Raw genomic sequence first — 26,327 nt, 5'->3', positions numbered from 1 at the left:
GGCACCTACAATTGATGGTTTGCCTTTCAGCATCACCCAGCCCGACCACGCCATGGACCAAGACGACAACCAGCTCATCGCCGAACGCCGTGAAAAGCTCGCCGCGATCCGCAAACAAGGCGTGGCCTTCCCGAACGACTTCAAGCCCAAGAACCACGCGGCCGACCTGGCCCTGAAGTACGGGCCGCTGGAGAACGAGGAGCTGGAGCCGCAGGGCGTGCAGGTGAGCGTGGCCGGCCGGCTCATGCTCAAGCGCGTGATGGGCAAGGCCAGCTTCGGCACGCTGCAAGACGCCTCGGGCCGCATCCAGCTCTTCGTCACCAAGGACGCGCTGGGCGAAGAGGTCTACAGCGCCTTCAAGCATTGGGACCTGGGCGACATCCTGGGCGCGCAGGGCCAGCTCTTCAAGACCAAGACCGGCGAGCTGTCGGTGCGCGTGACCTCGCTGCGCCTGCTGACCAAGAGCCTGCGTCCGCTGCCCAGCGACTTCTACGGAATGAAGGACCAGGAGCAGAAGTACCGTCAGCGCTACGTCGACCTCATCACCGACGAAACCTCCCGTGCCCGCTTCGCCGCCCGCAGCAAGGCCGTCAGCTCCATCCGCAACTTCATGGTCGAGCACGGCTTCCTCGAAGTCGAGACGCCCATGCTGCACCCCATCCCGGGCGGCGCGAACGCCAAGCCTTTCGTCACCCACCACAACGCACTCGACCAGGAGATGTTCCTGCGCATCGCGCCGGAGCTGTACCTCAAGCGGCTCATCGTGGGCGGCTTCGAGCGGGTGTTCGAGATCAACCGCAACTTCCGCAACGAAGGCATCTCGGTTCGGCACAACCCCGAATTCACGATGATGGAGTTCTACGCGGCCTACTGGAACCATCACGACCTGATGGACTTCACCGAGGCCGTGCTGCGCCACGCCGCGCGCTGCGCCACGGGCTCGGCGAGCATCACCTACGCCGGCAAGCCGGTGGACCTGGACAAGCCCTTCGCCCGTCTGTCGGTGCGCAACTCGCTGGTGGTGCACGCCGGCCTGTCGGAAAGCGAAGCCGACGATGCCGAGGTGCTGCGCGCCAGGCTCAAGGCCCTGGGCGAGGAAGCCCCCGCGCACTGGAAGCTGCCCGAGCTGCAGTTCGGCCTGTTCGAGGCGGCCGTTGAAGAGAAGCTGTGGCAGCCCACCTTCATCATCGACTACCCGGTGGAAGTCTCGCCGCTGGCCCGCGCGTCGGACACCAACCCGGCCATCACCGAGCGCTTCGAGCTGTTCATCACCGGCCGCGAATACGCTAACGGCTTCTCCGAGCTGAACGATGCCGAGGACCAGGCCGCGCGCTTCCAGGCGCAGGTGGCCAACAAGGACGCCGGCGACGAAGAAGCCATGTACTACGACGCCGACTTCATCCGTGCGCTGGAGTACGGCATGCCCCCGACCGGCGGCTGCGGCATCGGCATCGACCGGCTGATCATGCTCATCACCGACAGCCCCAGCATCCGCGACGTGATCCTCTTCCCGTCGCTGCGCAAGGAAGGGTGATGACAACAGCCCCCACGTCGCTTCGCTCCTGCCCCCCGAGGGGGCGTTCAGCCGCCTTGAGGCGGCTCGGCGCCGGCTGACCCATGCTGCGGCTGCCGACGCTCGAAGCGATCGAAGCCGCGGTGTGGATCGAGCTGTCGCGTGCCGTGCGAGACAAGTCGCATGGCTGGCGCACGCCGATGCTGGCCACCGTGGCGTGCGATGACGAGGGCGCTTTCGGCGACGCGCGCACCGTGGTGCTGCGCGAGGCGGATGAAGCGTCCCGCTCGCTCGTCTTCTTCACCGACTCGCGCAGCCCGAAGGCCGCGCAGATCGCCGGCCACCCACGCGCGACGCTGGCCATGTGGTCGCCGTCGCTCGGCTGGCAGTTGCGCTGCCGCTGCCTCTTGTCCGCCGAAGACGAAGGCCTGGCCGTCTCCTCGCGGTGGCAGCGCCTGAAGCTCACGCCAGCCGCGCAGGACTACCTGTCACCGCTCGCGCCCGGCGCCGAGTTGCCGGACCCGCATCAACCGGCGGCCGCATCGATGCGTGAATGCTTCGCGGTGGTCACGGCCCAGGTCCGGTCCATCGACTGGCTGGAGCTGCACCCCGAAGGCCACCGCCGCGCACGCTTCGATGCCCAGGGCGCACGCTGGCTGCAACCTTGAGCGCGACAATCCGCTCCATGCCCATTCGCACCATCACCGCCACCCGCTACGTCACGCCGCTGCGCGAAGGCGGCTCGCTACCCGCGGTGGTCGAGGCGGATGATGCCGGCCTGTACGTGCTCAAGTTCCGCGGCGCCGGCCAGGGCCGCAAGGCCTTGATCGCCGAGCTGGTGGCCGGCGAGCTGGCCCGCGCCGCCGGCCTGCCCGTGCCCGAGATCGTCTTCGTGAACCTCGACCCGGCCCTGGCGCAGACCGAGCCCGACCCCGAGATCCAGGACCTCATCAAGGCCAGCGCAGGCTTGAACCTGGCGCTCGACTACCTGCCCGGCTCCGTCACCTTCGATCCGCTGGCCGAGAAGATCGAGCCGCTGCTGGCCTCGTGCATCGTGTGGCTCGACGCCTTCGTCACCAACGTCGACCGCACGCCGCGCAACGCCAACATGCTGATGTGGCACCGCAAGCTGTGGCTCATCGACCATGGCGCGGCGCTGTACTTCCACCACAACTGGCCCGACTACCTCGATCGTGCGACCAGCCATTTCGCGCTCATCAAGGACCACGTGCTCCTCGCCCAGGCGTCGCAGCTGGAAGAGGCCAACCGCCGCATGACGGCGGCGCTCACGCCGCCGGTCATCGAAGGCATCGTTGCGCTCATCCCCGACGAGTTCCTGGACGACGACCCGATGTTCTCCGGCCCTGATGCAAAGCCGCAGCACCGCGACGCCTACCGCCAGTACCTGCTCAAGCGCATTGAGTCCCCCCACCTGTTCGTCGAGGAGGCCCTCCGTGCCCGGTCCGCACATCTATGACTACGCCATCGTGCGGGTCGTGCCGCGCGTGGAACGGGGCGAGTTCATCAATGCCGGGGTGATCGTGTCCTGCGCGGCCAAGGGCTTCCTGAAGGCACGCATCGAGCTGGACGAGTCACGGCTGCTGGCGCTGGATGCGAAGGCCGACCTCGAATCGGTGAAGGCCAACCTCGCCACCATCCCCGCCATCTGCGTGGGTGGCGACGGTGCGGGCCCGATCGGCAAGCTGTCGGTGCGCGAACGCTTCCACTGGCTGGTGGCGCCGCGCAGCACCGTCATCCAGACCTCGGCCGTGCACATGGGCCGTTGCGAAGACATGGAGGCGGCGCTGGACCACCTCGTCGAGAAGATGGTCCGCCGCCCTGCCTAGCGCGTCACTTCAGGTCGTCGGTCTCGTAGTAGACCGTCTTGAGCACCCGGTCATGCTTGGGTAGCTTGCCCTTGAAGGCCGACATCGGCGGCATCTTCACGCCGTTGACCGGCACGTCGACGTCTTCGGGCTTGTTCGCACCCCGTAGCTCGATCACATGGTCATAGCTCGGCCGGCCCTCGATGTCCTTCACCAGGAACCAGGTGTCGCCGCGCCCAACCGCGCGGTAGTGCGCGATCCTGGCCGGCGGCGCGTTCGGGTCCAGCGGCTGGTAGCGCAGCATCTGCACCACCTGCACCGTCACGTCCTTGAGCCGGGTCTTGCCGCCGCGCTCGAAATGTCCTTCGACCACATCGGCCTTGAACGACCGCAACGGGTTCACTGAATCAGGCGCCAGGCGGCTCAGCTCGAACTTCTCGGGCACGAGCGTCCACACCTTGGGCTTGGCACCCACGTCCCAGCGCAGCTTGCGCTCCAGCCTGGGGTCGGCGATGCGCAAGGCGAACACCACTTGCGCGTCGTGCGGCTTGTGGAACATCGGCAGGTGCGAGGCGTAGAGGCCGTCGGCCCCGCCGAAGAGCAGCATGCCGTGCAGGCCGAAGGAGGACTCGGCCGTGGGGTCGCTGGCCCACGCCGGCAGGCACAGGAAAGCGGCCAGGATGGCGCTCAGGAATTTCATGTCAAAGCGTTCGATTGGAACTTGCAGACGCCCCAGGCGCGGGCGAAGAAGGAGTTGCCGTTGCGGGCATCGAGCGCGGCCGACATCGCCTGGCCGGCGCGATCGACTCTTTGGAGAAGCAGGTCGTAGTCCGCAGGTGATGCACCAGGCTGCGCAGCGCCGAGGAACTGATCGACGACATCGGCCAGCTTGGGCAGACTGGCGCTGCGCGTCTTGCGCTGGTCGCGGCCCAGCCGCAGGACGAGTCCGAGCGTGTTTGCATACTCAAGTCGGTCCAGGTCGTCCCGGCACGCAAGCGCCCACGGGGCGTGCCGAAGCAGCAGTGAAGCCGCCTTGTCGAACTGGCCCAGTGCGACACGGTGGTGGACGTGCGTGCACGTCGACGACAGGAAGTTGGGGTTGGATCGGATGAGCCGGTAGCTGCGATCCGCCAGCGCCTCGGCCTGCTGTGCATCCCCCAGCCTGTTCAGCGCCTGCATGACTCTGGGCAGGACGGTGTGAGGCACCTCCGCACACTTGAGCTGGCCCGCGACGATGGGTTCGGCCACGCGGACAACTTCGTCGTACCGCTCCTCCGAGAGCAGCAAGGTGATCAGCCGCGACTTCTCGCAGGCTGCACAATCGGCGTAGGCGTCGCGCCGGTGGGTCATGGCCTCGTCCCAGGCCTGGCGCGCCTCGGCGACGCGCCCTTGCTGCTGCAGCCGATGCACGCGGCAGGTATAGACGGGCCTCAGGCTGATGCCCTCTTCCTTGTAGAGCGCCATCATGTCCGCATCGATGGCGTCGATCTGCCGTTGCGAAATCCGGGCGAAGCTCGCCATGCCCATGCTCACGTACTTGTGGTACCAGCGCATCTCGAAGGTCATGTACTCGGCGTCTTGCGCGGCGAGCTTCTTGCACCAGGCGAAATGCGCCAGCGCGATCTCCGGATCGCCGCCGAAGGTCGCATCCTCCACGCGGGCCATGCGCGCATCAAACTGCGCACGCTGCGAGCCCGAGCGGTCTGCGAGCACTATGGCGCGGTCCAGCAGGCTGGACCGCTCCGGCGCTCCGAACTCCAGTGCCGCGGCGCGAGAGATCAGCTCGTAGGGATCGTCGGTCTCGGGGATGTCGTCTAGTGCCATGTCGTCGCCCCGCTGCCCGCACTCATCAGGCTCCATTCGAGCAGGCCAGACAGCCCCTCGCTCATCGCGTTCAACTCGGCGCTTCCCAAGGGGTGATGGCCCATCAGCAGCGCCTGCACATACAGCACTTGGACGATGCGCTGCACCACGGTCGCGTCCGCATGCGAGGCCAGCCGCCGCACGAGTGGATTGGCCAGGTTGAAGCACAGTTCGCTGGGCGTCGGCTCCTCATCGCCGATCTGCGTGAGCACGTCGCGCCACAAGTCGTCGGCCTCTTCGGCGCTGGCTGCAACAACGCGGGCATTGGTGGCCTCGCGGTTGGCGATGTACAGCGTGGGCAGGTCTGCCGGCTCAAACAGCTTCAGGCGTGGCAGGCAGGAGAACGGCTCCAGCACCGCGGTGGCCGAGGCGAGGAATGTGGCATGCAGCGCCTCCTGCTCCTGTCCCAACCCGGCGAGCTGCTGGCCGATGTCCGACGGCTGCACGAAGAGCACCGGGATTTCGGGCTTGAGCTCCTGCAGCCGGGCCATCAAGTCCGCATCGTAGGTGTAGCCGCCGTTGACCACATCCATGCCCTGTGCAGCGGCGATCTGCGCGATCTGCCTGAACTCGTCCACCGTGCGCGTCACTCGGATCTGGCGCTTGCGCGACAGCACATGCTGCAAAGTCGTCCAGCCAAAGTTGGCCTGCAGCGGGAACCAGGGCGCGAAGAGTTCGAAGAACTCGTCGTCTTCCAAAGCCAACGCCTTCAGCGCCAGATGATGGTGGGTCATCAAGCGCTGCAGGCGCTCAGGGTCGTTGCGAGAGAGATCGAGCAGGTAGCGGCGCAGGCATTGGCCGAGCTCCTGCTGCGTCTGCTGCAGGCTGGCATCCTCGTGGAACGAATGGCGTGCCGCGGTAGGCCGCAGGTCCTGGCAGTTGACGATGCACTGGACGAAGAACGCCCACGGCGGTAGCAGGTTCTCGACGCTGTCAGACAGCAGCATGCGCTTGAGGTACACACGATGCCGCGACTTGCGGGTGAAGCCGGGCGCGCGAGCCAGCACGAAAGCCACGCCGTCCACGCCGCCGGTGTCCGAACGGAGCTCGATGGCATCCAGCAGATCCTCATCCAGCGTACGCCGGCCCCATTCCAGCCAATGGTCGCGCCGTGCAGACCGCGGCAGGTGCGAGGCGTCCCAGGGAAAGCGGCCCGCGGGGTTCGCATCATTGACCCGCTCGGTACGCTCACCTTCGCGCAGGTGCACAGGAAACGGCAGGATCGCGCCGTAGTGCCGCGCGGCAGCCAGCAGCGGGTCGAACTTGAACAAGCGGCGCGCATCAGGCTTGGCTACCAGGCGCACTTGGGAGCCCACCGGGGCCGGCTCATCCAGCCGCTCGATGTCATAGGTGCCGTCCGGCCGGCCACGCCAGCGAAGCGATGGGGCATCGGGGTGCTGAGCCGAGCGGCTGGTCAGCTCGATTTCCTCCGCAACGATGAAGCAGGCCAGCAGCCCAATACCGAACTGGCCGATGTAGTCTTGAGGAGACCCCAGCCAGTCGCCACGCTTGGATGACTCACCGATGACCGCCAGGAAGCGGTGCATCTCGTCTTCGGTCAGCCCCACGCCGTTGTCGCTGAAGACCACCACGCCCTCGCCTTCGAGGCTGATCTGGATGCTGCCTTCGTGGGAAGGCCCCAGCCGGTTCCTCGCCGCGATCGCATCGACTCCGTTCTGCAGCAGCTCTCTGACAAAGACATCCGGCCGGGTATAGAGATGATTCGACAGCAGGTCGATGAGGCCGGACAGGTTGATCTGGAATCGATGCTCCATGCAGTGCTTTCGTCGGACGGTGTTCAGCGCTGCTTGAACGCCGGCTTGCGCTTGTTCACGAACGCATCCATGCCTTCCTTCTGGTCTTCGGTGGCAAACAGCGAATGGAACATGCGGCGCTCGAACTGGATGCCTTCGGCCAGCGGGCCTTCGTAGGCGCGGTTCACGCATTCCTTGGCCATCATCACGCTCGGGCCGCTGAAGTCGTTGATGTTCTGCGCGGCGGCCAGCACGGTGTCCATCAGCTCGGCCGCGGGCACCACGCGCGACACCAGCCCGGCGCGCTCGGCTTCGGCAGCGTCCATCATGCGCGAGGTGAGCACCAGGTCCATCGCCTTGGCCTTGCTGATGGCGCGCGGCAGGCGCTGCGTGCCGCCGGCGCCGGGGATGATGCCCAGCTTGATCTCGGGCTGGCCGAACTTGGCGGTATCGGCGGCGATGATGAAGTCACACATCATCGCGAGCTCGCAGCCGCCGCCCAGCGCGAATCCCGCCACCGCGGCGATCACCGGCTTGCGGATGGCGCGGATGGTCTCCCAGTTGCGGGTGATGTAGTCGGTCTTGTAGACGTCCATGTAGGTCCAGCTGGCCATCGCGGCGATGTCCGCGCCTGCGGCAAAGGCCTTCTCGCTGCCGGTGATGACGATGCAGCCGATGCCGTCGTCCGCATCGAAGGCCTTCATCGCCGCGCCCAGTTCGTTCATGAGGCCGTCGTTGAGCGCATTGAGCTGCTTGGGGCGGTTCAAGGTGATGAGGCCGGTCTTGCGCTCGCCGTCGCCGCGCACCTCGGTGAGGATGAATTCGTAGCTCATGGGGGGTCTCCTGTTCGTCGATGCGTGACTATACGAAGGGCCGGCGGCGGCTGTCTGTCACTGGGATGCCAATTGGGGCCTGCGCTTGATCATCAAATCGATGAAAGTGTTTTCGTCCTGGGCGATGCGAATGCGCGCGGGCAGGTAGGCCAGCGTCGGCGCGACCCAGATCTCGGCCACGAGATCGCCGCCCTTGCGCGCCACCCGGCGCGGCTTGAGGTGCACGCCCTCGACGGCGCCGAAGGGCGTGTAAAGCACCTCGGTCTCCAGCACGTCGTAGATCCAGCGGTCGATGTTGCGCGGCAGCGCCAGCGGCACCTCGACGGTCTGGCCTGGCGCCAGCAACGCGGGCTTGTTGGTGAAAAGGAATGTGAGTTGCACGAACTGGCTGGCCGCGTCCTGCACGCCGGGCCAGCGCTCGCGCCGGCTGCCATCGTTCAGCACGACAGCATCGGGCTCGAAGCGGATGGTCCGGCGCTGGCGGTCGCGGCCGGCCACCTTGCTGTCCTCGTCGTAGGTCTGGGGCACGAGGCCTTCAGGCGTGAGCACGCCGTCGCTGGTCATCTTGCGGCTCATCAGCGGCAGGATGGGCAGGCCCACGGTCACGTCCAGGTGCACCTGGTAGCGGTTGCCCAGCCGGATCCACTCCACCTGGGCGGTGCCGTGGATCTCGCCTTGGTAGTTGCCGCTGAGGACGTAGCTCACGCGGGTGGAGGCTGGCCATTCGAAGGCCGGGGCGCTGCCGGCGCCGGCCACGGGAAGCGCCGCAGATGCGGCTGCCGCAGGCTCGGAGGCTGCAGGCTCGGGCGCGCTGGCCGGCAACGCAGGTTCGACCGGTACCGGCTCAGGCTCGGCCATCGCCACCTTCTCGGGTTCAGGCTCCGGCACCGGTTGGGATGCCGCCTTCGCCGGCGCGCTGGCCCGCCGCGGCTTCGCAGCGTTCTTCAGGACGGGCGGCATCACCGCCGCGGGTGCGGGCGGCGCCGTCGGCTCCATCTCCCGCACGAACACCGCCTCCACCCGCTCGGGCATGTCGGCGTAGACGGTGAGGTCGAGCATGCGCTCGCCCATGTGGTCGGCGATGCAGCCATGGATCACCACCACAGCCGCCACGAGCGAGAGTGCCGTCAGGCGCCGTGGCCAGGGCTCGCCCGCGCCGGCCAGCGCACGCCAGAAGCTCAGCCCGTGAGCCATGCCTTGCGCAGCGCCTGCGCCGGCTTCTGCGCCTTGGCATCGGCCGTGAGCGAGACCGCGCCCTGGGCCGGATCATCCTTGGGCAATGCCAGCGGCAGGTGGAGCACGCGCTGGTCACGCGACACCATCAGCCTCGCCTGGCCGCCGGCCACCGTCACGCGCTGCAGGTCGTCCAGGCGGCGGATGCGCCAGTCGTCGACGGCCAGCACCTCGTCGCCCACCGAGGCGCCGGCGCGCTCGGCCGCGCCGCCGCGCAGCACGTGGCTGATGCGCACGCCGGTGAGCGCGCTCTCGTTCACGCGCAGGCCCAGCCGCTGCGGCACCGTCGGTGCCTGCGACTGCCACTGCACGCCCACGCGCTCCAGCAGCGACTGCAGCGGCAGGTCGCCGGTGCCGTGGACGAAGGCCTGCATCTCTTCGTCGAAAGAACGCCCGCCCACTTCGCGCAGCACGTCGCGGATGTCCGCCTCGCTGATCGGCCCGCCGTCGCTGCGCGCCCACAGCCCGCGCATCACCTCGTCCAGGTTGCCCTGGTGCGAGCGCAGCGTGAGGTCCAGCGCCAGTGCCACCAGCGAGCCCTTGGTGTAGTAGCTGATGGTCGCGTTGGGCGTGTTCTCGTCGGTGCGGTAGTACTTCACCCAGGCGTCGAAGCTGGCCTGCGCCACGCTTTGCACCTTGCGTCCCGGCGTGTCCGCCACGCCGGAGATGGTCTTGGCCACGAGCTTGAGGTAGCGGCCTTCGTCGATGAGGCCGGCGCGCACCAGCAGCAGGTCGTCGTAGTAGGAGGTGAAGCCTTCGAAGAACCACAGCAGCTCGGTGTAGTTCTCGCGGGTGAAGTCGTAGGGCGCGAACTCGCGCGGCTTCAGGCGCTTGACGTTCCAGGTGTGGAAGTACTCGTGGCTGATGAGACCCATCAGCGTCACGTAGCCGTCGGTGAGTTCCGCCTTGCCCTTTTGCGGCAGGTTGCGCCGCGCGTCGATGAGCGCGGTGCTGGCCCGGTGCTCCAGGCCGCCATAGCCTTCGTCGACCGCATTGAGCATGAAGACGTAGCGGTCGAAGGGCGGCTTCTCGCTGCCGTGCCAGAACTTGATGGCCGCCTCGCAGATGGTCTTGCTGTCGGCGACGAGACGCTCGCCGTCGAAGTCAGGGAACGCACCCGCCACCACGAACTCATGCGGCACGCCGCAGGCCTCGAAGCGGCCGCGCCAGAAGCGGCCCAGCTCGAAGGGATGGTCCACCAGCTCGTCGTAGTCCGCCGAGCGGTAGGTGCCGCGGCCAAGCGCGTCCACGGTGACCGCGCCCATGCCGGTGGCCACCTCCCAGCCCTCGGGCATCTGCACCAGCTCGATCTCATGCGCTTCGTCCTCGCGCCCTTCGGCGCGCAGGCACAGGCTGGTGCCGTTGAAGAAGCCGCGCTGCGCATTCAGGAAGGCCGTGCGCACCGAGGTGTCGAAGGCGTAGACGAGGTAGCGCAGCACCAGCGGCGCCTTGCCGCTGCAGGTGGCTTCCCAGGTGGCCTTGTCCAGCTGGTCGAGCGCGACCGGGTTGCCGGCCTGGGTGGCCTTCAGCTCGGACACATGGCGCGAGAACTCGCGCACCAGGTAGCTGCCGGGAATCCACACCGGCAGGCTCAGGATCTGGCGCTCGGCCGGGTTGGGAATGGTGAGCATGACGCGAAACAGGTGGGCGTTCGCGTCGGCAATGTCGATTCGGTAGGAAATCATGCGGGGTCGTCAACTCGGGGGGTTGCGACCCATTGTCGCCTCAGCCGGGGTGCACCCCGGCCGGGGAGAAACCTGGGCGTCAGCCGGGTTTGCGGGCCGAGGCCGCGGCCGTGAGGTTCTTCTCGACCTGGTCCGGCGGCAAGGCGCCGGGCACGCGCTTGCCGTCCTCGAACACCAGGGCGGGCGTGCCGTTGACCTTGTGCTTGCGGCCCATGGCCACGTTGCGCGCCAGGGCACCGGTGTCGCAGGCGCCCATGTTGCGCATCGGCGCTGTGCCGTTGAGCATCCAGTCGCGCCAGGCCTTGGTGTTGTCCTTGGCACACCAGATGTCGCGCGACTTGTCAGGCGAGTCGCCGCCGAGGATGGGGTACAGGAAGGTGTAGACGGTCACGTCCTTCACGCCCTGCAGCTCGCGCTCGAACTTCTTGCAGTAGCCGCAGTTCGGGTCGGCGAAGATGACCAGCTTGCGGGCGCCCGTGCCCTGCTTCCAGACGATGGCGTCCTTCAGCGGCAGCGCGGCGAAGTCGATGGCGGTGAGCTTGTTGATCCGCGCCTCGGTGAGGTTGGTCTTGGTCCTGGTCTCGATCAGCGCCCCTTCCACCAGGTGGCTGCCGGTCTCGTCGGTGTAGAAGATGTCGGTGCCCAGGCGAATCTCGTACAGCCCGGCGATGGGCGTCTTGCTGATCTCGTCGATCTTGGGCCACTCGGGGAAGCGCTCGGCGATGTTCTTGCGGATGGCGGCGTCATCGGCCAGGGCGGGCTGGCTGGCGGCCATGAAGGCACCCGAGCAGGCCAGGGCAAGCAGGAAGCGGCGGAGGATAGCCATCGGAGTGCTTTCTAGGAGTCGAGCGCCCGGGCCGTGAGCCAGCGCTTGAGAGGGGACAGGTGGTTGACCAGAGTCAGCCCGCGGTTGCGAAGTTCCCGCACCGACGGCGTGGGATGTGCAAAAAGTTGGAGAAGTCCGTCCGTCACGTGCCCCATCGCCCAGGTGGGGGCCAGGCGGGCACGGGCATAGCGGCGCAGCAGCTTCTCGTCGCCCAGGTCGCGCCAGGCTTCGCGCTGGGCGATGACCTGCGTGAGGGCGGCCACGTCGGCCAGGCCCAGGTTCAGGCCCTGCCCGGCCAGCGGATGCACGACGTGGGCCGCATCGCCCAGCAGCACCCAGCCTCGGCCGGAGACGGCCTGTGCATGGCCGCGCATCAACGGCCAGGCGGCCCGCTCGGACGCCAGTGTCAGCTCGCCGGCAGCACCGCCGGTGGCCTCCATCAAGGCTTGCTCGAAGGCGCGCTCGTCCAGCACCAGCAGCGCCTGGGCACGATCGTTGGGCAAAGACCACACCAGGCCATAGGAGTGGCCCACTCCTGGCGTATCAAAAGGCAACAGTGCCAACACGTCCGGCGAGCGGAACCACTGGCGGGCCAGGTTCACGTGGGGCGTGGAGGCCGTCAGCCGGGCCGCGATGGCGCGATGGCCGTAGTCGTCCTTGTCGAAGCCCACGCCCAGCGCTTCCCGCGCCGACGAGGCCTTGCCTTCGCACAAGGCCGTCAGCGGGGCGCGGACGTCATCGTTGTCCACGACGCTCACGTGGGGCGAGAAGCGCACCGCGGAGGCCAGTTCGCGCTCGAGCACGGCGGCATCCACGATGTGCGCCAGCTCTCCCACGCGGGCTTCCCAGGCGGAGAACTCGATCAACCCGCCCGGGGCGTCGCCCTCGATGTGCATGTCGTGCACCGGCGTGGCCGCCTGGGGTGGCAGCGCGTCCCAGACCTTCAGGCCCTGCAGCAGGCCCACCGACGAGGGGTTGAGCGCGTAGGCCCGCACGTCGGGCCCGGTATCGCGGCGTACCGGGTCGGGCCGCAGGGCCACCTGAAGGCCCAGGCGGGCAAGCGACAACGCGAGGCTCTGCCCCACGATGCCCGAACCCCTCACCAGCACGTCGAATGGTTTCATCGCGGGCGATTGTAGGGACGCTGAAATGACCTTGAGCCTCAAGCAAGGGCACAATTTCCCCTCAAAACGAAAGAGGAACGAATGGGTGTCTGGATACGCAGGGTCCTGATCGGGCTGGTCGGCCTGGTCGTGCTGGTGGTGATCGCCGGTGCGGTGTTCGTCGCGAGCTTCGACGCGAACAAGTACAAGGGCGTGGCCATCGACTGGATGAAGACCCACAAGCAGCGCACGCTGGTGATCGACGGCCCCATCGAGCTGTCGATCTTCCCGCGGCTGGCGATGAAGGTCTCCAAGGTCACGCTGAGCGAAGCCGCCAAGGCCGACAACTTCGCTGCCATCGATTCCGCCGGGCTGGCAGTGGACGTGCTGCCGCTGCTGCACGGCGAGGTGGTGGTGGGCCGCATCGAGGCCAAGGGCGTGCGCGTCACGTACCTGCGCGACGCCAAGGGCAAGAGCAACATCGACGACCTGCTCACGCCCGACGAAGCCCCCAAGACCGAGACCGCCAGCAAGCCCGTGCGCTTCGACGTGAGCGGCATCGAACTGGCCGACGTGAAGGCCACCGTGCGCGACGACAAGAGCGGCACCAATGGGCAGGTGCTGCTGGCGAAGTTCAAATCCGGTAGGCTGGCCAACCGCGTCGAGGCACCGGTCGACCTGGACCTGCAGTTCGACTTCAAGCAACCCGCGCTCAAGGGCAACCTGACGGGCGAGACTCGCCTCACGCTGGACATGGACACGCAGTCCGCCTCGCTCAAGAAGATGAACCTCGGCTTCAAGGGCGACGCGCCCGGCCTGAGCGGCGTGGACGTGGCGCTCAAGGGCGACGTGGCCTGGGACGGCACGAAGAAGAGCGTCAACGCGCAGGACCTGTCGGTGAAGCTGTCGGGCCACACCGGCGCGCTCAAGCACGACGGCACCACGCTGAGCATCGAGCGCTTCGCCTTCGAGCCTGATGCGCAGAAGCTGGACCTGCGCAAGCTGGTGGCCGCCGTGAAGGCCTCGCAGGCCGGCCAGCCCATCACGCTGGACCTGGAATGGCCCGAGCTCGCGGTGGCCGGCAAATCGCTCTCGGGCAGCGCCTTCAGCGGCAAGCTCTCGCGCGGCGGCGACATGCCTTTGAGCGCGAAGTTCAAGAGCACCGCGCCCAGTGGCAGCTTCGATGCGGTGAACCTGCCGGGCTTCGAGGCGCAGGTGGAAAGCGCCTCGCCACAGCGCAAGCTCGCAGGCACGCTGCGCAGCGACCTGGTCATCAAGCCCCAGCCCGGCTCGCTGGCGCTGGACAAGCTGGACTTGCAGGCCAAGGTTGAGGAGCCCGGCTTGCAGCCGCTGGCGCTGAACATCCGCGGCAACGCGCTGGCCTCGGCGCAGAAGTCGAGCTGGAACATCGCCGGCCAGCTCAACGACAACAAGTTCGCGACCGAAGGCAGCGCGGTGCTCGCGGGCAACACGCCGCAGATCAACGCGAAGGCGAACTTCGATTCGCTGGACCTGAACAAGCTGCTCACGAAAGAGAAGACGCCCAACAAGCCCGCCGCGGGCAACGCCGACGTGCCCGTGGACCTGAGCGGCCTGCGGGCCGTGAATGCGCAGGTCAGCGTGGTGGCGGGCCGCTTCGCATTCGAGCAGTACAAGGTCAATGACGCGCGCATCCAGGCCACGCTGGACGGCGGCATGCTGCGCATCACCGAGCTGCAGGGCAAGGCCTGGGGCGGTCAGCTCAACGCCACCGCCTTTGCCGATGCCCGCGCCAGCCGCATCGCCATCAAGGGCGCGGCCACTGGCGTGGACGTGAATGCGCTGGTGAAAGACGTGGCCGCCAAGGACTGGATCGAAGGCAACGGCCGCGTGAGCTTCGACCTGGACAGCGCCGGCCGCAGCGTCAACGAACTGCGCTCGCGGCTGCAGGGCAGCGCGGCCCTTCAGCTGCGCGATGGCGCGGTCAAGGGCATCAACCTCGCCAAGAGCCTGCGCCAGGCCAAGGCGGCACTGTCGATGAAGCAGGACGCATCGCAGAAGGCCAGCCAGACCGAGAAGACCGACTTCAGCGAGCTGTCGGCCAGCTTCCAGATCAACGACGGCGTGGCCCGCAGCAAGGACCTGGACATGAAGAGCCCGTTCCTTCGCCTGGGCGGCGAAGGCGCGATCGACGTGGGCAAGGGGCGCATCGACTACGTGGCGCGGGCCACGGTGGCGTCCACGGCCAAGGGGCAGGACGGCGCGGAACTGGCGGCGCTCAAGGGCCTGACGATTCCCGTGCGGCTCACCGGGCCGTTCGAGGCGCTGGACTGGAAGATCGAATGGTCGGCCATTGCCACGCAGGCGGCGACGAAGCAGCTCGAGGACAAGCTCAGCGAGAAGCTGGGGTTGAAACCCGCGGCCGGTGCGGCCTCGGGCGCCGCCTCCAAGCCCACCGCGGCCGATGCATTGAAGAAGGGACTGAAGGGGTTGTTCAAGTGAGCGATGTACAGGTGCGCATCGCTGCGCTGAACGTCTACCCCATCAAGAGCTGCGCCGGCATTGCGCTGGACGAGACGCTGCTCGTCGAGACCGGCTTCGAGTTTGATCGCGCCTGGATGGTGGTCGATGCCGAAGGCCGCTTCGTCACCCAGCGTGAGTTGCCGCGCATGGCGCTGGTCAAGCCCACGCTCAAGCACGAAGAGATGGTGCTGCGCGCACCCGGCATGCTGGCGCTGCACCTGTCGCTGAACGCGGTGGAAGCCCCATGCCGCGTGACGGTGTGGCGCGACGAGGTCGCGGCCTACGACATGGGCGACCTGGCTGTGCAATGGTTCAGCGACTTCCTCGGCCAGAAGCTGCGGCTGGTGCGCTTCGACCCGGAACAAAAGCGCCTGTCGAACCGCCAGTGGACGGGCGAGATCGAGGCGGAGAACGCCTTCTCCGACGGCTACCCGGTGTTGGTGGCCTCGCAGGCAGCGCTGGATGAACTCAACCAGCGCCTGGCTGCGGCCGGGCATGCGGCGGTGACGATGGCGCGCTTCCGGCCCAACCTGGTGATCGACGGCATCGAGTCGCATGGCGAGGACCACCTCGACGAGATCGAGTTCAATGCAGGCCGTGTGCGCCTCAAGCTGGTCAAGCCCTGCCCGCGCTGCCCCATCCCCGACATCGACCCCGCCACCGCCGAGCGCGGGCATGCGGTGGGCGACATGCTGCTGACCTACCGCGCCGACCCGCGCGTGGACGGCGCGATCACTTTCGGCATGAATGCGGTGATCCTGGCCGGCATCGAGCAGCCCTTGCGCGTGGGACTCGCAGGCGACGCCACCTACCGCTTCGATTGATGGCCGGCCTCAGAAGCTGGCATCTCTTCGCCATCTGCGTGCTCGTCTGGGGCACGACCTGGCATGCCATCACCTACCAGATCGGCCACACCACGCCCGAGGTGGGCGTGGCGCTGCGCTTCGGCCTGGCGGGGCTGTGCGTGCTCGCCATGTGCCTCGTGCGCGGCGAGCGGCTTGGCTTCGCCCTCGTGGACCATGGCCGCCTCGCGTTGCAGGGCGTGTTCATGTATGGCGTGTCGTACATCTGCGTGTACCAGGCGGAGCGGCACCTGCCGTCCGGGCTGGTGGCGGTGGGTTACTCGGCCTCTCCGCTGCTCATTGGCCTGGGCGCGCAGTTGCTGTTCGGCATGCGTGTCACTGGTCGCTTCGTCGCGGGCGGCGTGCTGGGCCTGGTGGGCGTGGCCCTGATGTTCTGGCCCGAATTCGGCAAGGCCGCCGAGGGCACGTCCACCGCCCTGGGCGCGGTGTTCACCGTGGGCTCCGTGCTGCTGTCGGCCATCGGCAGCCTGACGGCCAGCCGCAACCGCACCAGCGGCCTGCCCTTCTGGCCCGCACTGGGCTGGGGCATGGTCTACGGCGCCCTGGCCGCCGCCGTGATCGCGCTGGCCCAGGGGCAGTCCTTCGCCCTGCCATCGGCACCGTCGTGGTGGATTTCGCTGCTGTATCTCGCCCTGGCCGGCTCGGTGCTCACCTTCGCCTGCTACCTGACGCTGCAAGACCGCATCGGCCCCGGGCCTTCAGGCACCATCGGCGTGATGACGCCGCTGCTCGCACTGGTCGTCTCCATGCTGTTCGAGGCGTTCCGGCCCGATCTGCTCACCTTCGCGGGCGCCGCCCTGGCCGTGGCGGGCAATGCCTTGATGCTGCGCCGGCCCGCCTAAAATCCGCCTTTCCCCTCGAAGTCCAGAAAGTCCCCCATGAGCCTCAAATGCGGCATCGTGGGCCTGCCCAACGTGGGCAAGTCCACCCTCTTCAACGCGCTGACGAAAGCGGGCATCGCCGCCGAGAACTACCCGTTCTGCACGATCGAGCCCAACGTGGGCATCGTGGAGCTGCCCGACCCGCGCCTGGCCGCGCTGTCGGCCATCGTCAAGCCCGAGCGCATCGTGCCGGCCATCGTGGAGTTCGTGGACATCGCGGGCCTCGTGGCGGGGGCTTCCAAGGGCGAAGGCCTGGGCAACCAGTTCCTCGCCCACATCCGCGAGACGGACGCCATCGTGAACGTGGTGCGCTGCTTCGAGGACGAGAACGTGGTCCACGTTTCCGGCAAGGTGGACCCGATCGCCGACATCGAGGTCATCCAGACCGAGCTGTGCCTGGCCGACCTGACCACCGTCGAGAAGAGCCTGGCGCGCTACGTCAAGCCCGCCAAGGCCGGCGACAAGGAAGCCCAGCGCCTGGTGGACGTGCTCAACAAGTGCCAGGCCGCGCTGAACGAGGCCAAGCCCGTGCGCAGCCTCGCCTGGAGCAAGGAAGAGCAGGTGGTGCTCAAGCCGCTGTGCCTCATCACCGCCAAGCCCGCCATGTTCGTGGGCAACGTGGACGAGAGCGGCTTCGAGAACAACCCGCTGCTGGACAAGCTGCGTGCCTACGCCGACGCGCAGAAGGCGCCGGTGGTGGCCATCTGCGCCAAGACCGAATCGGAACTCTCCGAGATGGCCGACGACGACAAGCTGATGTTCCTGCAGGAGATGGGCCAGACCGAGCCCGGCCTGAACCGCCTCATCCGCGCCGCCTTCAAGCTGCTGGGCCTGCAGACCTACTTCACCGCCGGCGTGAAGGAAGTGCGCGCCTGGACCATCCACATCGGCGACACCGCACCGCAGGCGGCGGGCGTCATCCACACCGACTTCGAGCGCGGCTTCATCCGCGCCCAGACCATCGCCTATGACGACTATGTCGCCTTCAAGGGCGAACAAGGCGCCAAGGACGCCGGCAAGATGCGCGCCGAAGGCAAGGAATACGTCGTCAAGGATGGCGACGTGATGAACTTCCTGTTCAACGTCTGACCGGGTGACGCCTTCCGGCGGTCGATGTTAGGCTGGGTCCCCGCGTGCCGCGACCTACCGCCACCCGCTGCCTTTGAACGCCACCACCATCGACTCGCGATCCCGCCTGCGCTGGGGGCTGGAAGTCCTCGGCACCGCGCTGGCGTACGGCATCGCCGGCTGGCTGGCGTTGAAGCTGGCCATCCCGCCCGGCTACGCCTCGCCGCTGTATCCCGCCGCCGGCATTGCGCTGGTGGCCGTGCTGACCTATGGCCGGCATGCCGCGCTGGGTGTGCTGCTGGGTTCCTTCGCGACCAACATGCTCAATTCGGAGCCGGCCCCGGCGATGGGGCCGGTCGCGCTGGTGTCGTTCGTCGTGGGTGGCGGCGCGGCGCTGCAGGCGCTGGCCGGTGCGCTGCTGGTGCGGCGCTATGTGCGGCAACCGCTCACCCTGTCCGAGCCGTCGGACATCGCGATGTTCTTCGGCCTGGGCGCCTTCGCCTCGGCGCTGGTCAGCGCCACCGTGGGCGTCACCACGCTGGGCACGGCCGGGCTGATCGTGCCGGCCAACCTCGGCTTCAACTGGATCACCTGGTGGGTCGGCGACTCGATGGGCATCCTCATCGCCGCACCCATCGCGCTGACCCTCATCGGCCGGCCGCGCGAGGACTGGGCGCCGCGCCGGTTCAACGTGGGGCTGACGCTGGCCACCGTCACCTTGCTGATGGCCTTCATGATCACCCTCGTCGCCCGCTGGGATGAGGAGCGCATCCGCTCGAACTTCGACCGCGAGGCGGTGAATGCCTCGTCGACGCTGGCCTTCCAGCTGCAGCAACCCCTGCATGCCCTGGAGGCGCTGCGGGGGGTGTACCTCGCGTCGGACGAAGTCAACGGCGATGAACTGCGCCGCGCGACCAGGGCCTGGCTGGAAGGGCCCAGCCACCTGCAGGCCATGGGCTTCAACCAGCGGGTGAGCCGCGCCAACGTGCCCGCCTTCGAGGCCAAGCAGCGCGCCGAGGGCTACACCAACTACCGCGTCTTCGACCGGGCCGACGACAACGCCAGCACGCCGCCCGCCCCGGCCAACGAGGTGTTCGCCATGCGCTACATCGAGCCGATGGCGCGCAACAGCACCGCCCTGGGCGTGAACGTGCTGACGATCCCTGCCGCGCGGGTGGCCATCGACGCCGCGGTGCGCACGGACCGGCCGGCCGCCACCGCGGGCTTCAAGCTGACGCAGGACCCGTCGGGCCTCGAACAGACCGGCGTGGTGGTCTACCAGGCCATCTACGAGGGACAGCCGACCACCGAGGAAGCGCGCCGCGCCGCCGTGACCGGCGTGGCCTTCGTCACCCTGCGCATCGACGACACCCTTCGCGCGGTGCTCGACCAGGTGCCGCGCTACCTCAACGTCTGCGTGGTGGACACCGAAGGCGCGGCAGAGCGCCGCCGGCTGTCCGGCCCCAAGGGCTGCGAGACCGCCACCGCCCAGCTGCTGCACGTGCGCGCCATGCCCTTCGCCGGCCGGCAGTGGGACCTGCGCATCTACGCGGACGCGACCGCCGTGCCCAGCGCCCGCCAGAGCAACGCCTGGCCGTTCTCGGTGGTGGGGCTGATGTCTGCCTCCGTGCTGGGCGCCCTGCTGCTGACGGTGACCGGCCGCGCCCGCCGCATCGAGATGGCCGTGCGCGAACGCACCGCGGCGCTGACCGAGCAGGTGAAGGAGCGCGAGCAGGCCGAGGCGGCCATGCGGGCCAGCGAACAGCGCTTTCGCAACATCTTCAACAACGTGCCGATCGGCGTTTGCTACACCGACCTGCGCGGCAACGTGAAGCAGACGAATCCGCGCTTCTGCGAGCTGGTGGGCTACACAGCCGACGAGCTGCTGCGCATGACGGCAATCGACTTCACGCACCCGGACGACGTGCAGCAGGACGTGGAGTTCACCACCCAGCTCATCCGCGGCGAATTCCCGCTGTACCGGCGGCACAAGCGCTACATCACCAAGTCCGGCCGCATGCTGTGGGTGCAGTCCACCGTCACCCTGCTGCGCAACGAGGACGGCAAGCCCTGGCGCATCGTGGGTGCGGTGGAGGACATCACCGAGCACCTGCGCCTGGCCGATGCCGAACGGGCGCGCGAGGCGGCCGAGGCGTCCAACCGGGCCAAGAGCGACTTCCTCTCGCGCATGAGCCACGAACTGCGCACGCCGCTGAACGCCATGCTGGGCTTCGCGCAACTGCTGGAGCTGGACCAGAAGCATCCGCTGGCCGCCTCGCAGCGGCCCTGGGTCTCGCAGATCCAGCACGCCGGCTGGCACCTGCTGGAGATGATCAACGACGTGCTGGACCTGTCGCGCATCGAGTCGGGCAACCTGCGCCTGAGCATCGAGGCGCTGGACCTGCACGCGCTGCTGGATTCGACCATCACCATGGTGGAGGCCGATGCGAAGCGCCGCCGCATCGAGATCAGCCACGTGCTAGGCGAGGGTGCCAACGTGCTGCGCGGCGACGCGACGCGGGTCAAGCAGATCCTGACCAACCTGCTGACCAACGCGGTCAAGTACAACAACGACCGCGGCCGCATCCACATCGCCAGCCGGCTGGTGGAGGAGACCATCGAGGTCACCGTCACGGACACCGGCCTGGGCATGACGCCCGAGCAGATGGCCGAGCTGTTCCAGCCCTTCAATCGACTGGGTCGCGAGCGATCCCAGCAGGAAGGCACCGGCATCGGCCTGGTCATCAGCCAGCGGCTGGCCGAGCTGATGGGCGGCAGCCTGCGGGCCCGCAGCGTTCCTGGCGAGGGCTCGTCCTTCATCCTCAGCCTGCCGGCGGTGATCGGCCCGCACAACCTGCGCACCGACTACGGCAGCCTGAACACGCCGGTGGCCGAGTACCACCGCCGCATCGTCCACTACGTCGAGGACAACGAGACCAACGTGGAGGTGATGCGCGGCATCCTGGCCCAGCGCCCGCAGGTCGCGCTGGATGTGTCCGTGACCGGCCTGGACGGTCTGGCGGCCATCCGGGCGCGCCGGCCGGACGTCATCCTGCTGGACATGCACCTGCCCGACATCAGCGGCATGGAACTGCTGCGGCACCTGAAGTCCGACCCGACGACGGTCCACGTGCCGGTGGTGGTGGTGTCGGCGGATGCCCTGGCCAGCCAGATCCAGGCCGCCCGGGAGGCCGGCGCGGAGCATTACCTGACCAAGCCGGTCAGCGTGGCGGAGTTCCTGGAAGTGCTGGACGAGGTGCTGGGCGAGGCGGAAACCCGGTTCGGTTGAAGGGTTTCCAGGTCCCGGATTGATAGCGTTTGCTGACTTCTTTGTTAGCAAAAACCGTATCAGCACTCGCCGACCGAGAGTGCTAATATTCGCGGAACCGAATGCCTCCACCGGGGTCTATGAGCACCATGAACCTGTCCTCCTCCACCTCTGCTTTGGCCGTCCGCGACCCGTGGGCGATGGTGCCGTCGCTGGGCAACCTGGACGCCTACATCTCCTCGGTCAACCGCCTTCCCCTGCTCACGCAGGAAGAAGAAGTCTCCCTGGCGCGCAGCCTGCGTGAAAACGCCGACGTCGCGTCCGCCGGGAAGCTGGTGCTTTCGCACCTGCGGCTGGTCGTCTCCATCTCCCGCCAGTACCTGGGCTATGGCCTGCCGCACGGCGACCTGATCCAGGAAGGCAACGTCGGCCTGATGAAGGCCGTCAAGCGCTTCGACCCCGACCAGGGCGTGCGCCTGGTCAGCTACGCGATGCACTGGATCAAGGCCGAGATCCACGAGTACATCCTCAAGAACTGGCGCATGGTCAAGGTCGCCACGACCAAGGCCCAGCGCAAGCTGTTCTTCAATCTCCGCTCGATGAAGCAAAGCCTCAAGGACGAGGCCGCGGATGTCGACACCCACCGCAACACGCTCACGCAAAGCGAAGTCGACACGATGGCTCGCCAGCTGAACGTGAAGCGTGAGGAAGTGCTGGAGATGGAAACCCGCCTGTCGGGCGGCGACGTGGCCCTGGAGCCGCAAAGCGACGACAGCGAAGAGAGCTACGCGCCCATCGCCTACCTGGCCGACGAAAGCAGCGAGCCCACCCGTGTGCTGGAAGCCCAGCGCCGCGACTGGCTCGCCAGCGACGGCATCAGCAAGGCGCTGGACACGCTGGATCCGCGCAGCCGCCGCATCGTCGAAGAGCGCTGGCTGAAGGTCAACGACGACAGCTCCGGCGGCATGACGCTGCACGACCTGGCGTCCGAGTACGGTGTGAGCGCCGAGCGCATCCGCCAGATCGAAGTGGCAGCCATGAAGAAGATGCGCAAGGCGCTGACGGAAGCCAGCACCTGACCACCTCAGGCCGGCTAGGCTAGTGAACTCGCAACGCGGACCTTCGGGTCCGCGTTTGTCTTTGATCGGCGACAAAAACCTCACAAGACCTCGCCGGCTATCGCACTGTGTCAGTTCGACGCAAGCGCGGCCTCCAACAGTCCGGCTCCACGAAGTCTGATGGGGTGTTTCGTGGACAAGCCTTCTTTCTCTCTCGTTTACAAGCTCCTGCGGCCCATGCTGGGCCTGTGTGCAGCGTTGACCAGCCTGTGTGCGATGGCTGGCGACGGCGTCACCGACACCAGCATCCGCCTGGGCATGTCGTCGCCGCTGTCCGGACCCACCGGCGCCTACGGCCGGCAGATGAAGGAAGGCATCGAGGCCTGCTTCGCGCGCGTCAACGCCGCCGGCGGCATCCATGGCCGCAAGCTGGAACTGGTGGCGCTGGACGATGGCTACGAGACCGCACCCGCGGTCGCCAACGCCAAGCGGCTGGTCGAGCAAGAGAAAGTGTTCGCGCTCATGGGCTTCTACGGAAGCTCGCCCACGGCCGCGGTGCTGCCGGTGCTGGACGCCACGGGCGTGCCGCTCATCGGGACCATCAGCGGTGCGGAAGCGCTGCGCAAGCCGGTGAACCGGCACATGTTCCACCTGCGCGCCAGTTATGGCGACGAGACGGCCGCGATCATCAAGAACCTCACCACGGTGGGCATGACGCGCGTGGCCGTGTTCTACCAGGACGATGGCTTCGGTCAGGCCGGCCTGAAGGGCGTGAAGGAGGCGCTCGCCGCGCACCAGCTGGAACCAGTGGCCCTGGCCTCGGTGCCGCGCAACTCCATCGAGGTGCGAGACGCGGTGGCCACCATCGCGAAGGCCCAGCCGCAGGCGGTGGTGATGGTGACGCTGTACCGGCCGACCGCGGAATTCATCAAGCAGATGCGTGCCGTGGGCTCATCGCCCTTCTTCGTCGCCCTGTCGCCGGTCGGCACTGACCAGCTCATCACCGAGCTGGGGCCGCTGAACACCCGCGGCATCCAGGTGTCGCAGGTCATTCCCTACCCATGGGGTGACAAGCTGGAGGTGGTGCGCGAGTACAAGAAGGCCTTGGTCACGTATTCAAAGAACAGCCCCGTGTCGTACTACGGGCTGGAGGGCTACCTCAATGCGCGGCTCGTCGTCGCCGCGCTGGAGCGCGCGGGCGTGAACCCGTCGCGCGAGAAGCTCATCGCCGCATTGCGCAGCGGGCCCTTCAACCTCGACGGCTACCGCGTCAACTTCGCGCAGGGCAGCAACTCGGGCTCGAACTACGTGGAGATCAGCGTGGTAGGCGCCGACGGGCGCATCCTGAACTGAGACGGGTCAGCCCAGCAGCGCCTTCACGTCGGCGGTGAGCGAGGGCACGTCCATGCCGTAGCGCTCGAAGACACGCACCTTGGCATCGAAGTCGAAGAGGTAGATGCCTGCCGTGTGGTCCATGGTGTAGGAGTCGGGCGACTTGCCCGGCACCTTGGCGAAGAAGGCCTTGAAGCTCGCGGCCGCGGCCTTGGTCTGGTCCAGCGTGCCGCGCAGCGCGAGGAAGGCGGGATCGAAGTTGCCGACGTAGGCCTTGAGCAACTCGGGCGTGTCGCGCTCGGGGTCCACGGTGATGAACAGCGCCTGCAGGCGGTCGCCATCCGTGCCCAGCGCCTTCTTCACCTGTGCGAGTTCAGCCATGGAAGTGGGGCACACATCAGGGCACTGCGTGTAGCCGAAGAAGACCGCCGTGACCTTGCCCTTGAAGTCCTCTGGCGTGCGGAGCTTGCCGTTCTGGTCGGGCAGCGAATAGGTGAACACCGGGCCGGTGACGTCCACGCCCTTGAACGCGGGCTTGCTGCTCGGCGCGCCGAAGCCCAGCTTGTCGCAGCCGGCCAGCAGGGTCGCGCCCGCCAAGGCGCCAAGGATCAACGAGCGGCGTTGTGCCATATCAGCGGGCTCACGTAGTGGTCCACCAGCAGCGCGGCGAACAGCAGCGACAGGTGGATGATGGAGAAGCGGAAGGTCTTGCGCGCCAGCGTGTCGGAGTACGAGCGCCACAGCTTCCAGGCATAGCCGGTGAAGCCCGCGCCCAGCAGCACGGCGCTCACGAGGTAGACGTAGCTGCTCATGCCCGACACGAACGGCAGCAGCGTGCTCGCGAACAGCACCAGGGTGTAGAGGAACACCTGCAGCCGTGTGAACTCCGAGCCGTGCGTGACCGGCAGCATGGGCAGGCCGGACTTGCGGTAGTCCTCCACGCGGTACAGCGCCAGCGCCCAGAAATGCGGCGGCGTCCACAGGAAGATGATGAGGCACAGGATCCACGCGTCGCCGCTCAGGTCGCCGCGGATGGCCGCCCAGCCCAGCACCGGTGGCATGGCACCCGACGCGCCGCCAATGACGATGTTCTGCGGCGTGAGCGGCTTGAGGATGACGGTGTAGATCACCGCGTAGCCGACGAAGGTGGCGAAGGTCAGCCACATTGTCAGCGGATTCACGAGCACGTACAGCACAGCGCTGCCGATGCCGCACAGCACGGTGGAGAACAGCAGCGTCTGCGTGTTGGTGAGCTCGCCCTTGGCGGTCGGCCGCCACGCGGTGCGCGCCATCTTCGCGTCGATGCGCTGCTCGACCAGGCAGTTGAACGCAGCGGCAGCGGCGGCCACCAGCCAGATGCCCGCCGTTGCTGCAAGCGCCGTCTTCGGATCAGGCAGGCCCGGCACGGCCAGCAGCATGCCGATGACCGCGCAAAAGACGATGAGCTGGACCACGCGCGGCTTGGTCAAGGCGTAGTACTGCCGCACGCGGGAGGGCATGCTGACGGCAGCGGAGGTGGAGACGGTCTCGGACATGGGGAGCTGCGGATTCTACGAAGCCGCTTTGTGGCGACTTGTCCATGAGGGCGACGCGGCACCGGCTGGCACGGCCTGGTCCGGCATCTGGCGCACGCGCGTGGACAACAAGGTCATGACGATGAGCAGCATGGCCGCCCCGCCTGTGTGGGAGAGCGCGGCCACCAGCGGCCAGCCCAGCACCACGTTGCCGAGTCCGCTGGCGAGCTGCCATGCGGCCACGCCACCGAGCGCCCACGCGAAGCGGCGTGCGCTGTGATCCGGTGTCACGGCCAGTCGCCAGGCGAGCCCTCCGACGGCAGCGAAGACCACGAACGCGCCGATGCGATGCGTCAGGTGAATGGCGGTCAGCGCCGCGAAGGGAATCGCCTCGCCGTCGTGGCCTACACCCAGCGGACGCAACACGGTGAAGGCATGGACGAAATCCATGTCGGGCCACCACGCTCCCTGGCACATCGGGAACTCCGAACACGCCAGCACCGCATAGTTCGTGCTGACCCAGCCGCCCAGTGCCACCTGCACGATGCACAGCGCCCACACCGCGACGATCCACCCACGCAGCGCTGCCGGCACGATCACCGGCGCGCGGACATAGGCCTGGCTCTGCGCCGACAGCAGCATCAGCAGTGCCATCGCGCCCAGCAGGTGCATGGTGACGATCGCGGGGTAGAGCTTGAGCGTCACCGTCCAAGCGCCGAATGCACCCTGCAGGCACACGCCGATGAAGGTGGCCGTCGCCCACCAGGGCGAAATCGCATGTTCGTCGCGGCGATGCGCGAGCCAGCTGCCGATCATCAGCACGGTGATGAGCACGCCCACGCCGGTGGCGAGGTAGCGGTGCAGCATCTCCACCCAGGCCTTGGCATGCGTCACGGGCCCGCTGGGCAAGGCCGTCTGCGCGGTGGTGATCTCGTGGTGCGCGCCCAGCGGACTCAGGTTGCCGTAGCAGCCTGGCCAGTCGGGGCAGCCCAATCCCGAGTCGGTGAGGCGGGTGAAGGCGCCGAACAGCGTGAGGTCGAAGGTGAGGAAGAGCGTGATCAGCGTGAGCGCCCGAAGCCGCTGCGCCGGCTGCGCGCCGCGGTGCCGCAGCCACCACCAGGCCAACGGCCCGACGGCGATGCTCAAGCCCAGCAGGGCCATGCGCAGCGCGGGCGAGAAGTCGTAGAGGGCCGGGGCGTTCATGC

22 protein-coding genes are annotated in these 26,327 nt (G+C 67.6%); 11 read left to right on the top strand and 11 right to left on the bottom strand.

The window, feature by feature from the left end; all coding sequences use genetic code 11:
* Positions 1–52: 52 nt before the first annotated feature.
* The 4 genes from lysS to DZC73_RS27250 all read left to right on the top strand — a co-directional run bounded on the left by lysS (position 53) and on the right by DZC73_RS27250 (position 3,360).
* Positions 53–1,534 (top strand): lysine--tRNA ligase, encoded by a 1,482-nt coding sequence (gene lysS, locus DZC73_RS27265; RefSeq protein WP_124543540.1) that lies wholly within the window; start codon positions 53–55, stop codon positions 1,532–1,534.
* An 83-nt stretch (positions 1,535–1,617) separates the two neighbouring features.
* The gene (locus tag DZC73_RS27260; protein WP_124543539.1) at positions 1,618–2,181 is read left to right on the top strand and encodes a PNPOx family protein; all 564 of its coding nucleotides are present in this window, start codon (positions 1,618–1,620) and stop codon (positions 2,179–2,181) included.
* Positions 2,182–2,198: 17 nt separating this feature from the next.
* On the top strand, positions 2,199–2,990 hold the full coding sequence (locus DZC73_RS27255) for a HipA family kinase (protein WP_124543538.1): 792 nt from the start codon (positions 2,199–2,201) through the stop codon (positions 2,988–2,990).
* Positions 2,968–3,360: a DUF3037 domain-containing protein gene (locus DZC73_RS27250; RefSeq protein ID WP_161974765.1), complete on the top strand. Its 393-nt coding sequence runs from the start codon at positions 2,968–2,970 to the stop codon at positions 3,358–3,360. Before DZC73_RS27255 ends, DZC73_RS27250 begins: the two co-directional genes overlap by 23 nt.
* A gap of 4 nt (positions 3,361–3,364) precedes the next feature.
* Here the strand turns inward: DZC73_RS27250 and DZC73_RS27245 are convergent, their stop codons facing one another.
* The 8 genes from DZC73_RS27245 to DZC73_RS27210 form a co-directional block, all read right to left on the bottom strand.
* Complete coding sequence (locus DZC73_RS27245) at positions 3,365–4,039, bottom strand: hypothetical protein (protein WP_124543536.1); 675 nt, start codon at positions 4,037–4,039, stop codon at positions 3,365–3,367.
* Positions 4,036–5,163, bottom strand: a complete 1,128-nt coding sequence (locus tag DZC73_RS27240) for a hypothetical protein (protein ID WP_124543535.1) — start codon at positions 5,161–5,163, stop codon at positions 4,036–4,038. The genes DZC73_RS27245 and DZC73_RS27240 overlap by 4 nt, the downstream gene beginning before the upstream one ends.
* Complete coding sequence (locus DZC73_RS27235; RefSeq protein ID WP_124543534.1) at positions 5,154–6,977, bottom strand: HSP90 family protein; 1,824 nt, start codon at positions 6,975–6,977, stop codon at positions 5,154–5,156. The genes DZC73_RS27240 and DZC73_RS27235 overlap by 10 nt, the downstream gene beginning before the upstream one ends.
* A gap of 23 nt (positions 6,978–7,000) precedes the next feature.
* On the bottom strand, positions 7,001–7,789 hold the full coding sequence (locus DZC73_RS27230) for an enoyl-CoA hydratase (RefSeq protein WP_124543533.1): 789 nt from the start codon (positions 7,787–7,789) through the stop codon (positions 7,001–7,003).
* Between the two features lie 57 nt (positions 7,790–7,846).
* Entirely contained in the window at positions 7,847–8,983 is a 1,137-nt protein-coding gene (locus tag DZC73_RS27225) for a DUF3108 domain-containing protein (protein WP_124543532.1), read from the bottom strand.
* Positions 8,968–10,707 carry a M61 family metallopeptidase gene (locus tag DZC73_RS27220; protein ID WP_124543531.1) on the bottom strand — a complete coding sequence of 580 codons (1,740 nt, stop codon included), beginning with the start codon at positions 10,705–10,707 and terminating at the stop codon, positions 8,968–8,970. Before DZC73_RS27220 ends, DZC73_RS27225 begins: the two co-directional genes overlap by 16 nt.
* Positions 10,708–10,786: 79 nt before the next feature.
* Entirely contained in the window at positions 10,787–11,533 is a 747-nt protein-coding gene (locus DZC73_RS27215; RefSeq protein WP_124543530.1) for a DsbC family protein, read from the bottom strand.
* A gap of 11 nt (positions 11,534–11,544) precedes the next feature.
* Positions 11,545–12,657, bottom strand: a complete 1,113-nt coding sequence (locus tag DZC73_RS27210; protein ID WP_124543529.1) for an FAD-dependent monooxygenase — start codon at positions 12,655–12,657, stop codon at positions 11,545–11,547.
* 81 nt (positions 12,658–12,738) lie between these two features.
* On the opposite strand from DZC73_RS27210, the gene DZC73_RS27205 reads away from it, so the two are divergent.
* The 7 genes from DZC73_RS27205 (at position 12,739) to DZC73_RS27175 (ending at position 23,629) form a co-directional block, all read left to right on the top strand.
* Entirely contained in the window at positions 12,739–15,117 is a 2,379-nt protein-coding gene (locus DZC73_RS27205; RefSeq protein WP_124543528.1) for an AsmA family protein, read from the top strand.
* Complete coding sequence (locus DZC73_RS27200) at positions 15,114–15,962, top strand: MOSC domain-containing protein (protein WP_198415013.1); 849 nt, start codon at positions 15,114–15,116, stop codon at positions 15,960–15,962. Before DZC73_RS27205 ends, DZC73_RS27200 begins: the two co-directional genes overlap by 4 nt.
* Positions 15,962–16,843, top strand: coding sequence for a DMT family transporter (locus DZC73_RS27195; RefSeq protein ID WP_124543526.1), 882 nt, complete (start codon positions 15,962–15,964; stop codon positions 16,841–16,843). The genes DZC73_RS27200 and DZC73_RS27195 overlap by 1 nt, the downstream gene beginning before the upstream one ends.
* Positions 16,844–16,879: 36 nt before the next feature.
* A complete protein-coding gene (ychF, locus tag DZC73_RS27190) occupies positions 16,880–17,971 on the top strand; it encodes a redox-regulated ATPase YchF (protein WP_124543525.1) in 1,092 nt (363 codons plus the stop codon).
* Between the two features lie 73 nt (positions 17,972–18,044).
* Entirely contained in the window at positions 18,045–21,239 is a 3,195-nt protein-coding gene (locus DZC73_RS27185; protein WP_124543524.1) for a CHASE domain-containing protein, read from the top strand.
* A gap of 128 nt (positions 21,240–21,367) precedes the next feature.
* On the top strand, positions 21,368–22,297 hold the full coding sequence (gene rpoH / locus DZC73_RS27180) for an RNA polymerase sigma factor RpoH (protein ID WP_124543523.1): 930 nt from the start codon (positions 21,368–21,370) through the stop codon (positions 22,295–22,297).
* Between the two features lie 171 nt (positions 22,298–22,468).
* Entirely contained in the window at positions 22,469–23,629 is a 1,161-nt protein-coding gene (locus DZC73_RS27175; RefSeq protein ID WP_198415001.1) for an ABC transporter substrate-binding protein, read from the top strand.
* 6 nt (positions 23,630–23,635) lie between these two features.
* On the opposite strand, the gene DZC73_RS27170 is transcribed toward DZC73_RS27175, so the two are convergent.
* Genes DZC73_RS27170 through DZC73_RS27160 form a run of 3 tightly spaced genes read right to left on the bottom strand, consistent with a single transcriptional unit; the run spans position 23,636 to position 26,325 of the window.
* Positions 23,636–24,238, bottom strand: a complete 603-nt coding sequence (locus DZC73_RS27170) for an SCO family protein (protein ID WP_124543522.1) — start codon at positions 24,236–24,238, stop codon at positions 23,636–23,638.
* Positions 24,217–25,143, bottom strand: a complete 927-nt coding sequence (cyoE, locus tag DZC73_RS27165; protein WP_124543521.1) for a heme o synthase — start codon at positions 25,141–25,143, stop codon at positions 24,217–24,219. Before cyoE ends, DZC73_RS27170 begins: the two co-directional genes overlap by 22 nt.
* Before the next feature lie 15 nt (positions 25,144–25,158).
* Positions 25,159–26,325 (bottom strand): COX15/CtaA family protein, encoded by a 1,167-nt coding sequence (locus tag DZC73_RS27160; protein WP_124543520.1) that lies wholly within the window; start codon positions 26,323–26,325, stop codon positions 25,159–25,161.
* Positions 26,326–26,327: the final 2 nt, after the last annotated feature.

The sequence above is a fragment of the Rhizobacter terrae genome, assembly GCF_003852895.1.
In the GTDB taxonomy this organism is placed as follows: Bacteria; Pseudomonadota; Gammaproteobacteria; order Burkholderiales; family Burkholderiaceae_C; genus Albitalea; species Albitalea terrae.
This window is presented reverse-complemented; position numbering and strand designations above follow the sequence as displayed.

Coding starts and splice junctions, on each gene's coding strand:
- lysS (WP_124543540.1), top strand. CDS start 53: ATGGACCAAGACGACAACCAGCTCATCGCCGAACGCCGTGAAAAGCTC.
- DZC73_RS27260 (WP_124543539.1), top strand. CDS start 1,618: ATGCTGCGGCTGCCGACGCTCGAAGCGATCGAAGCCGCGGTGTGGATC.
- DZC73_RS27255 (WP_124543538.1), top strand. CDS start 2,199: ATGCCCATTCGCACCATCACCGCCACCCGCTACGTCACGCCGCTGCGC.
- DZC73_RS27245 (WP_124543536.1), bottom strand. CDS start 4,039: ATGAAATTCCTGAGCGCCATCCTGGCCGCTTTCCTGTGCCTGCCGGCG.
- DZC73_RS27240 (WP_124543535.1), bottom strand. CDS start 5,163: ATGGCACTAGACGACATCCCCGAGACCGACGATCCCTACGAGCTGATC.
- DZC73_RS27235 (WP_124543534.1), bottom strand. CDS start 6,977: ATGGAGCATCGATTCCAGATCAACCTGTCCGGCCTCATCGACCTGCTG.
- DZC73_RS27230 (WP_124543533.1), bottom strand. CDS start 7,789: ATGAGCTACGAATTCATCCTCACCGAGGTGCGCGGCGACGGCGAGCGC.
- DZC73_RS27225 (WP_124543532.1), bottom strand. CDS start 8,983: ATGGCTCACGGGCTGAGCTTCTGGCGTGCGCTGGCCGGCGCGGGCGAG.
- DZC73_RS27220 (WP_124543531.1), bottom strand. CDS start 10,707: ATGATTTCCTACCGAATCGACATTGCCGACGCGAACGCCCACCTGTTT.
- DZC73_RS27215 (WP_124543530.1), bottom strand. CDS start 11,533: ATGGCTATCCTCCGCCGCTTCCTGCTTGCCCTGGCCTGCTCGGGTGCC.
- DZC73_RS27210 (WP_124543529.1), bottom strand. CDS start 12,657: ATGAAACCATTCGACGTGCTGGTGAGGGGTTCGGGCATCGTGGGGCAG.
- DZC73_RS27205 (WP_124543528.1), top strand. CDS start 12,739: ATGGGTGTCTGGATACGCAGGGTCCTGATCGGGCTGGTCGGCCTGGTC.
- DZC73_RS27195 (WP_124543526.1), top strand. CDS start 15,962: ATGGCCGGCCTCAGAAGCTGGCATCTCTTCGCCATCTGCGTGCTCGTC.
- ychF (WP_124543525.1), top strand. CDS start 16,880: ATGAGCCTCAAATGCGGCATCGTGGGCCTGCCCAACGTGGGCAAGTCC.
- rpoH (WP_124543523.1), top strand. CDS start 21,368: ATGAACCTGTCCTCCTCCACCTCTGCTTTGGCCGTCCGCGACCCGTGG.
- DZC73_RS27170 (WP_124543522.1), bottom strand. CDS start 24,238: ATGGCACAACGCCGCTCGTTGATCCTTGGCGCCTTGGCGGGCGCGACC.
- cyoE (WP_124543521.1), bottom strand. CDS start 25,143: ATGTCCGAGACCGTCTCCACCTCCGCTGCCGTCAGCATGCCCTCCCGC.
- DZC73_RS27160 (WP_124543520.1), bottom strand. CDS start 26,325: ATGAACGCCCCGGCCCTCTACGACTTCTCGCCCGCGCTGCGCATGGCC.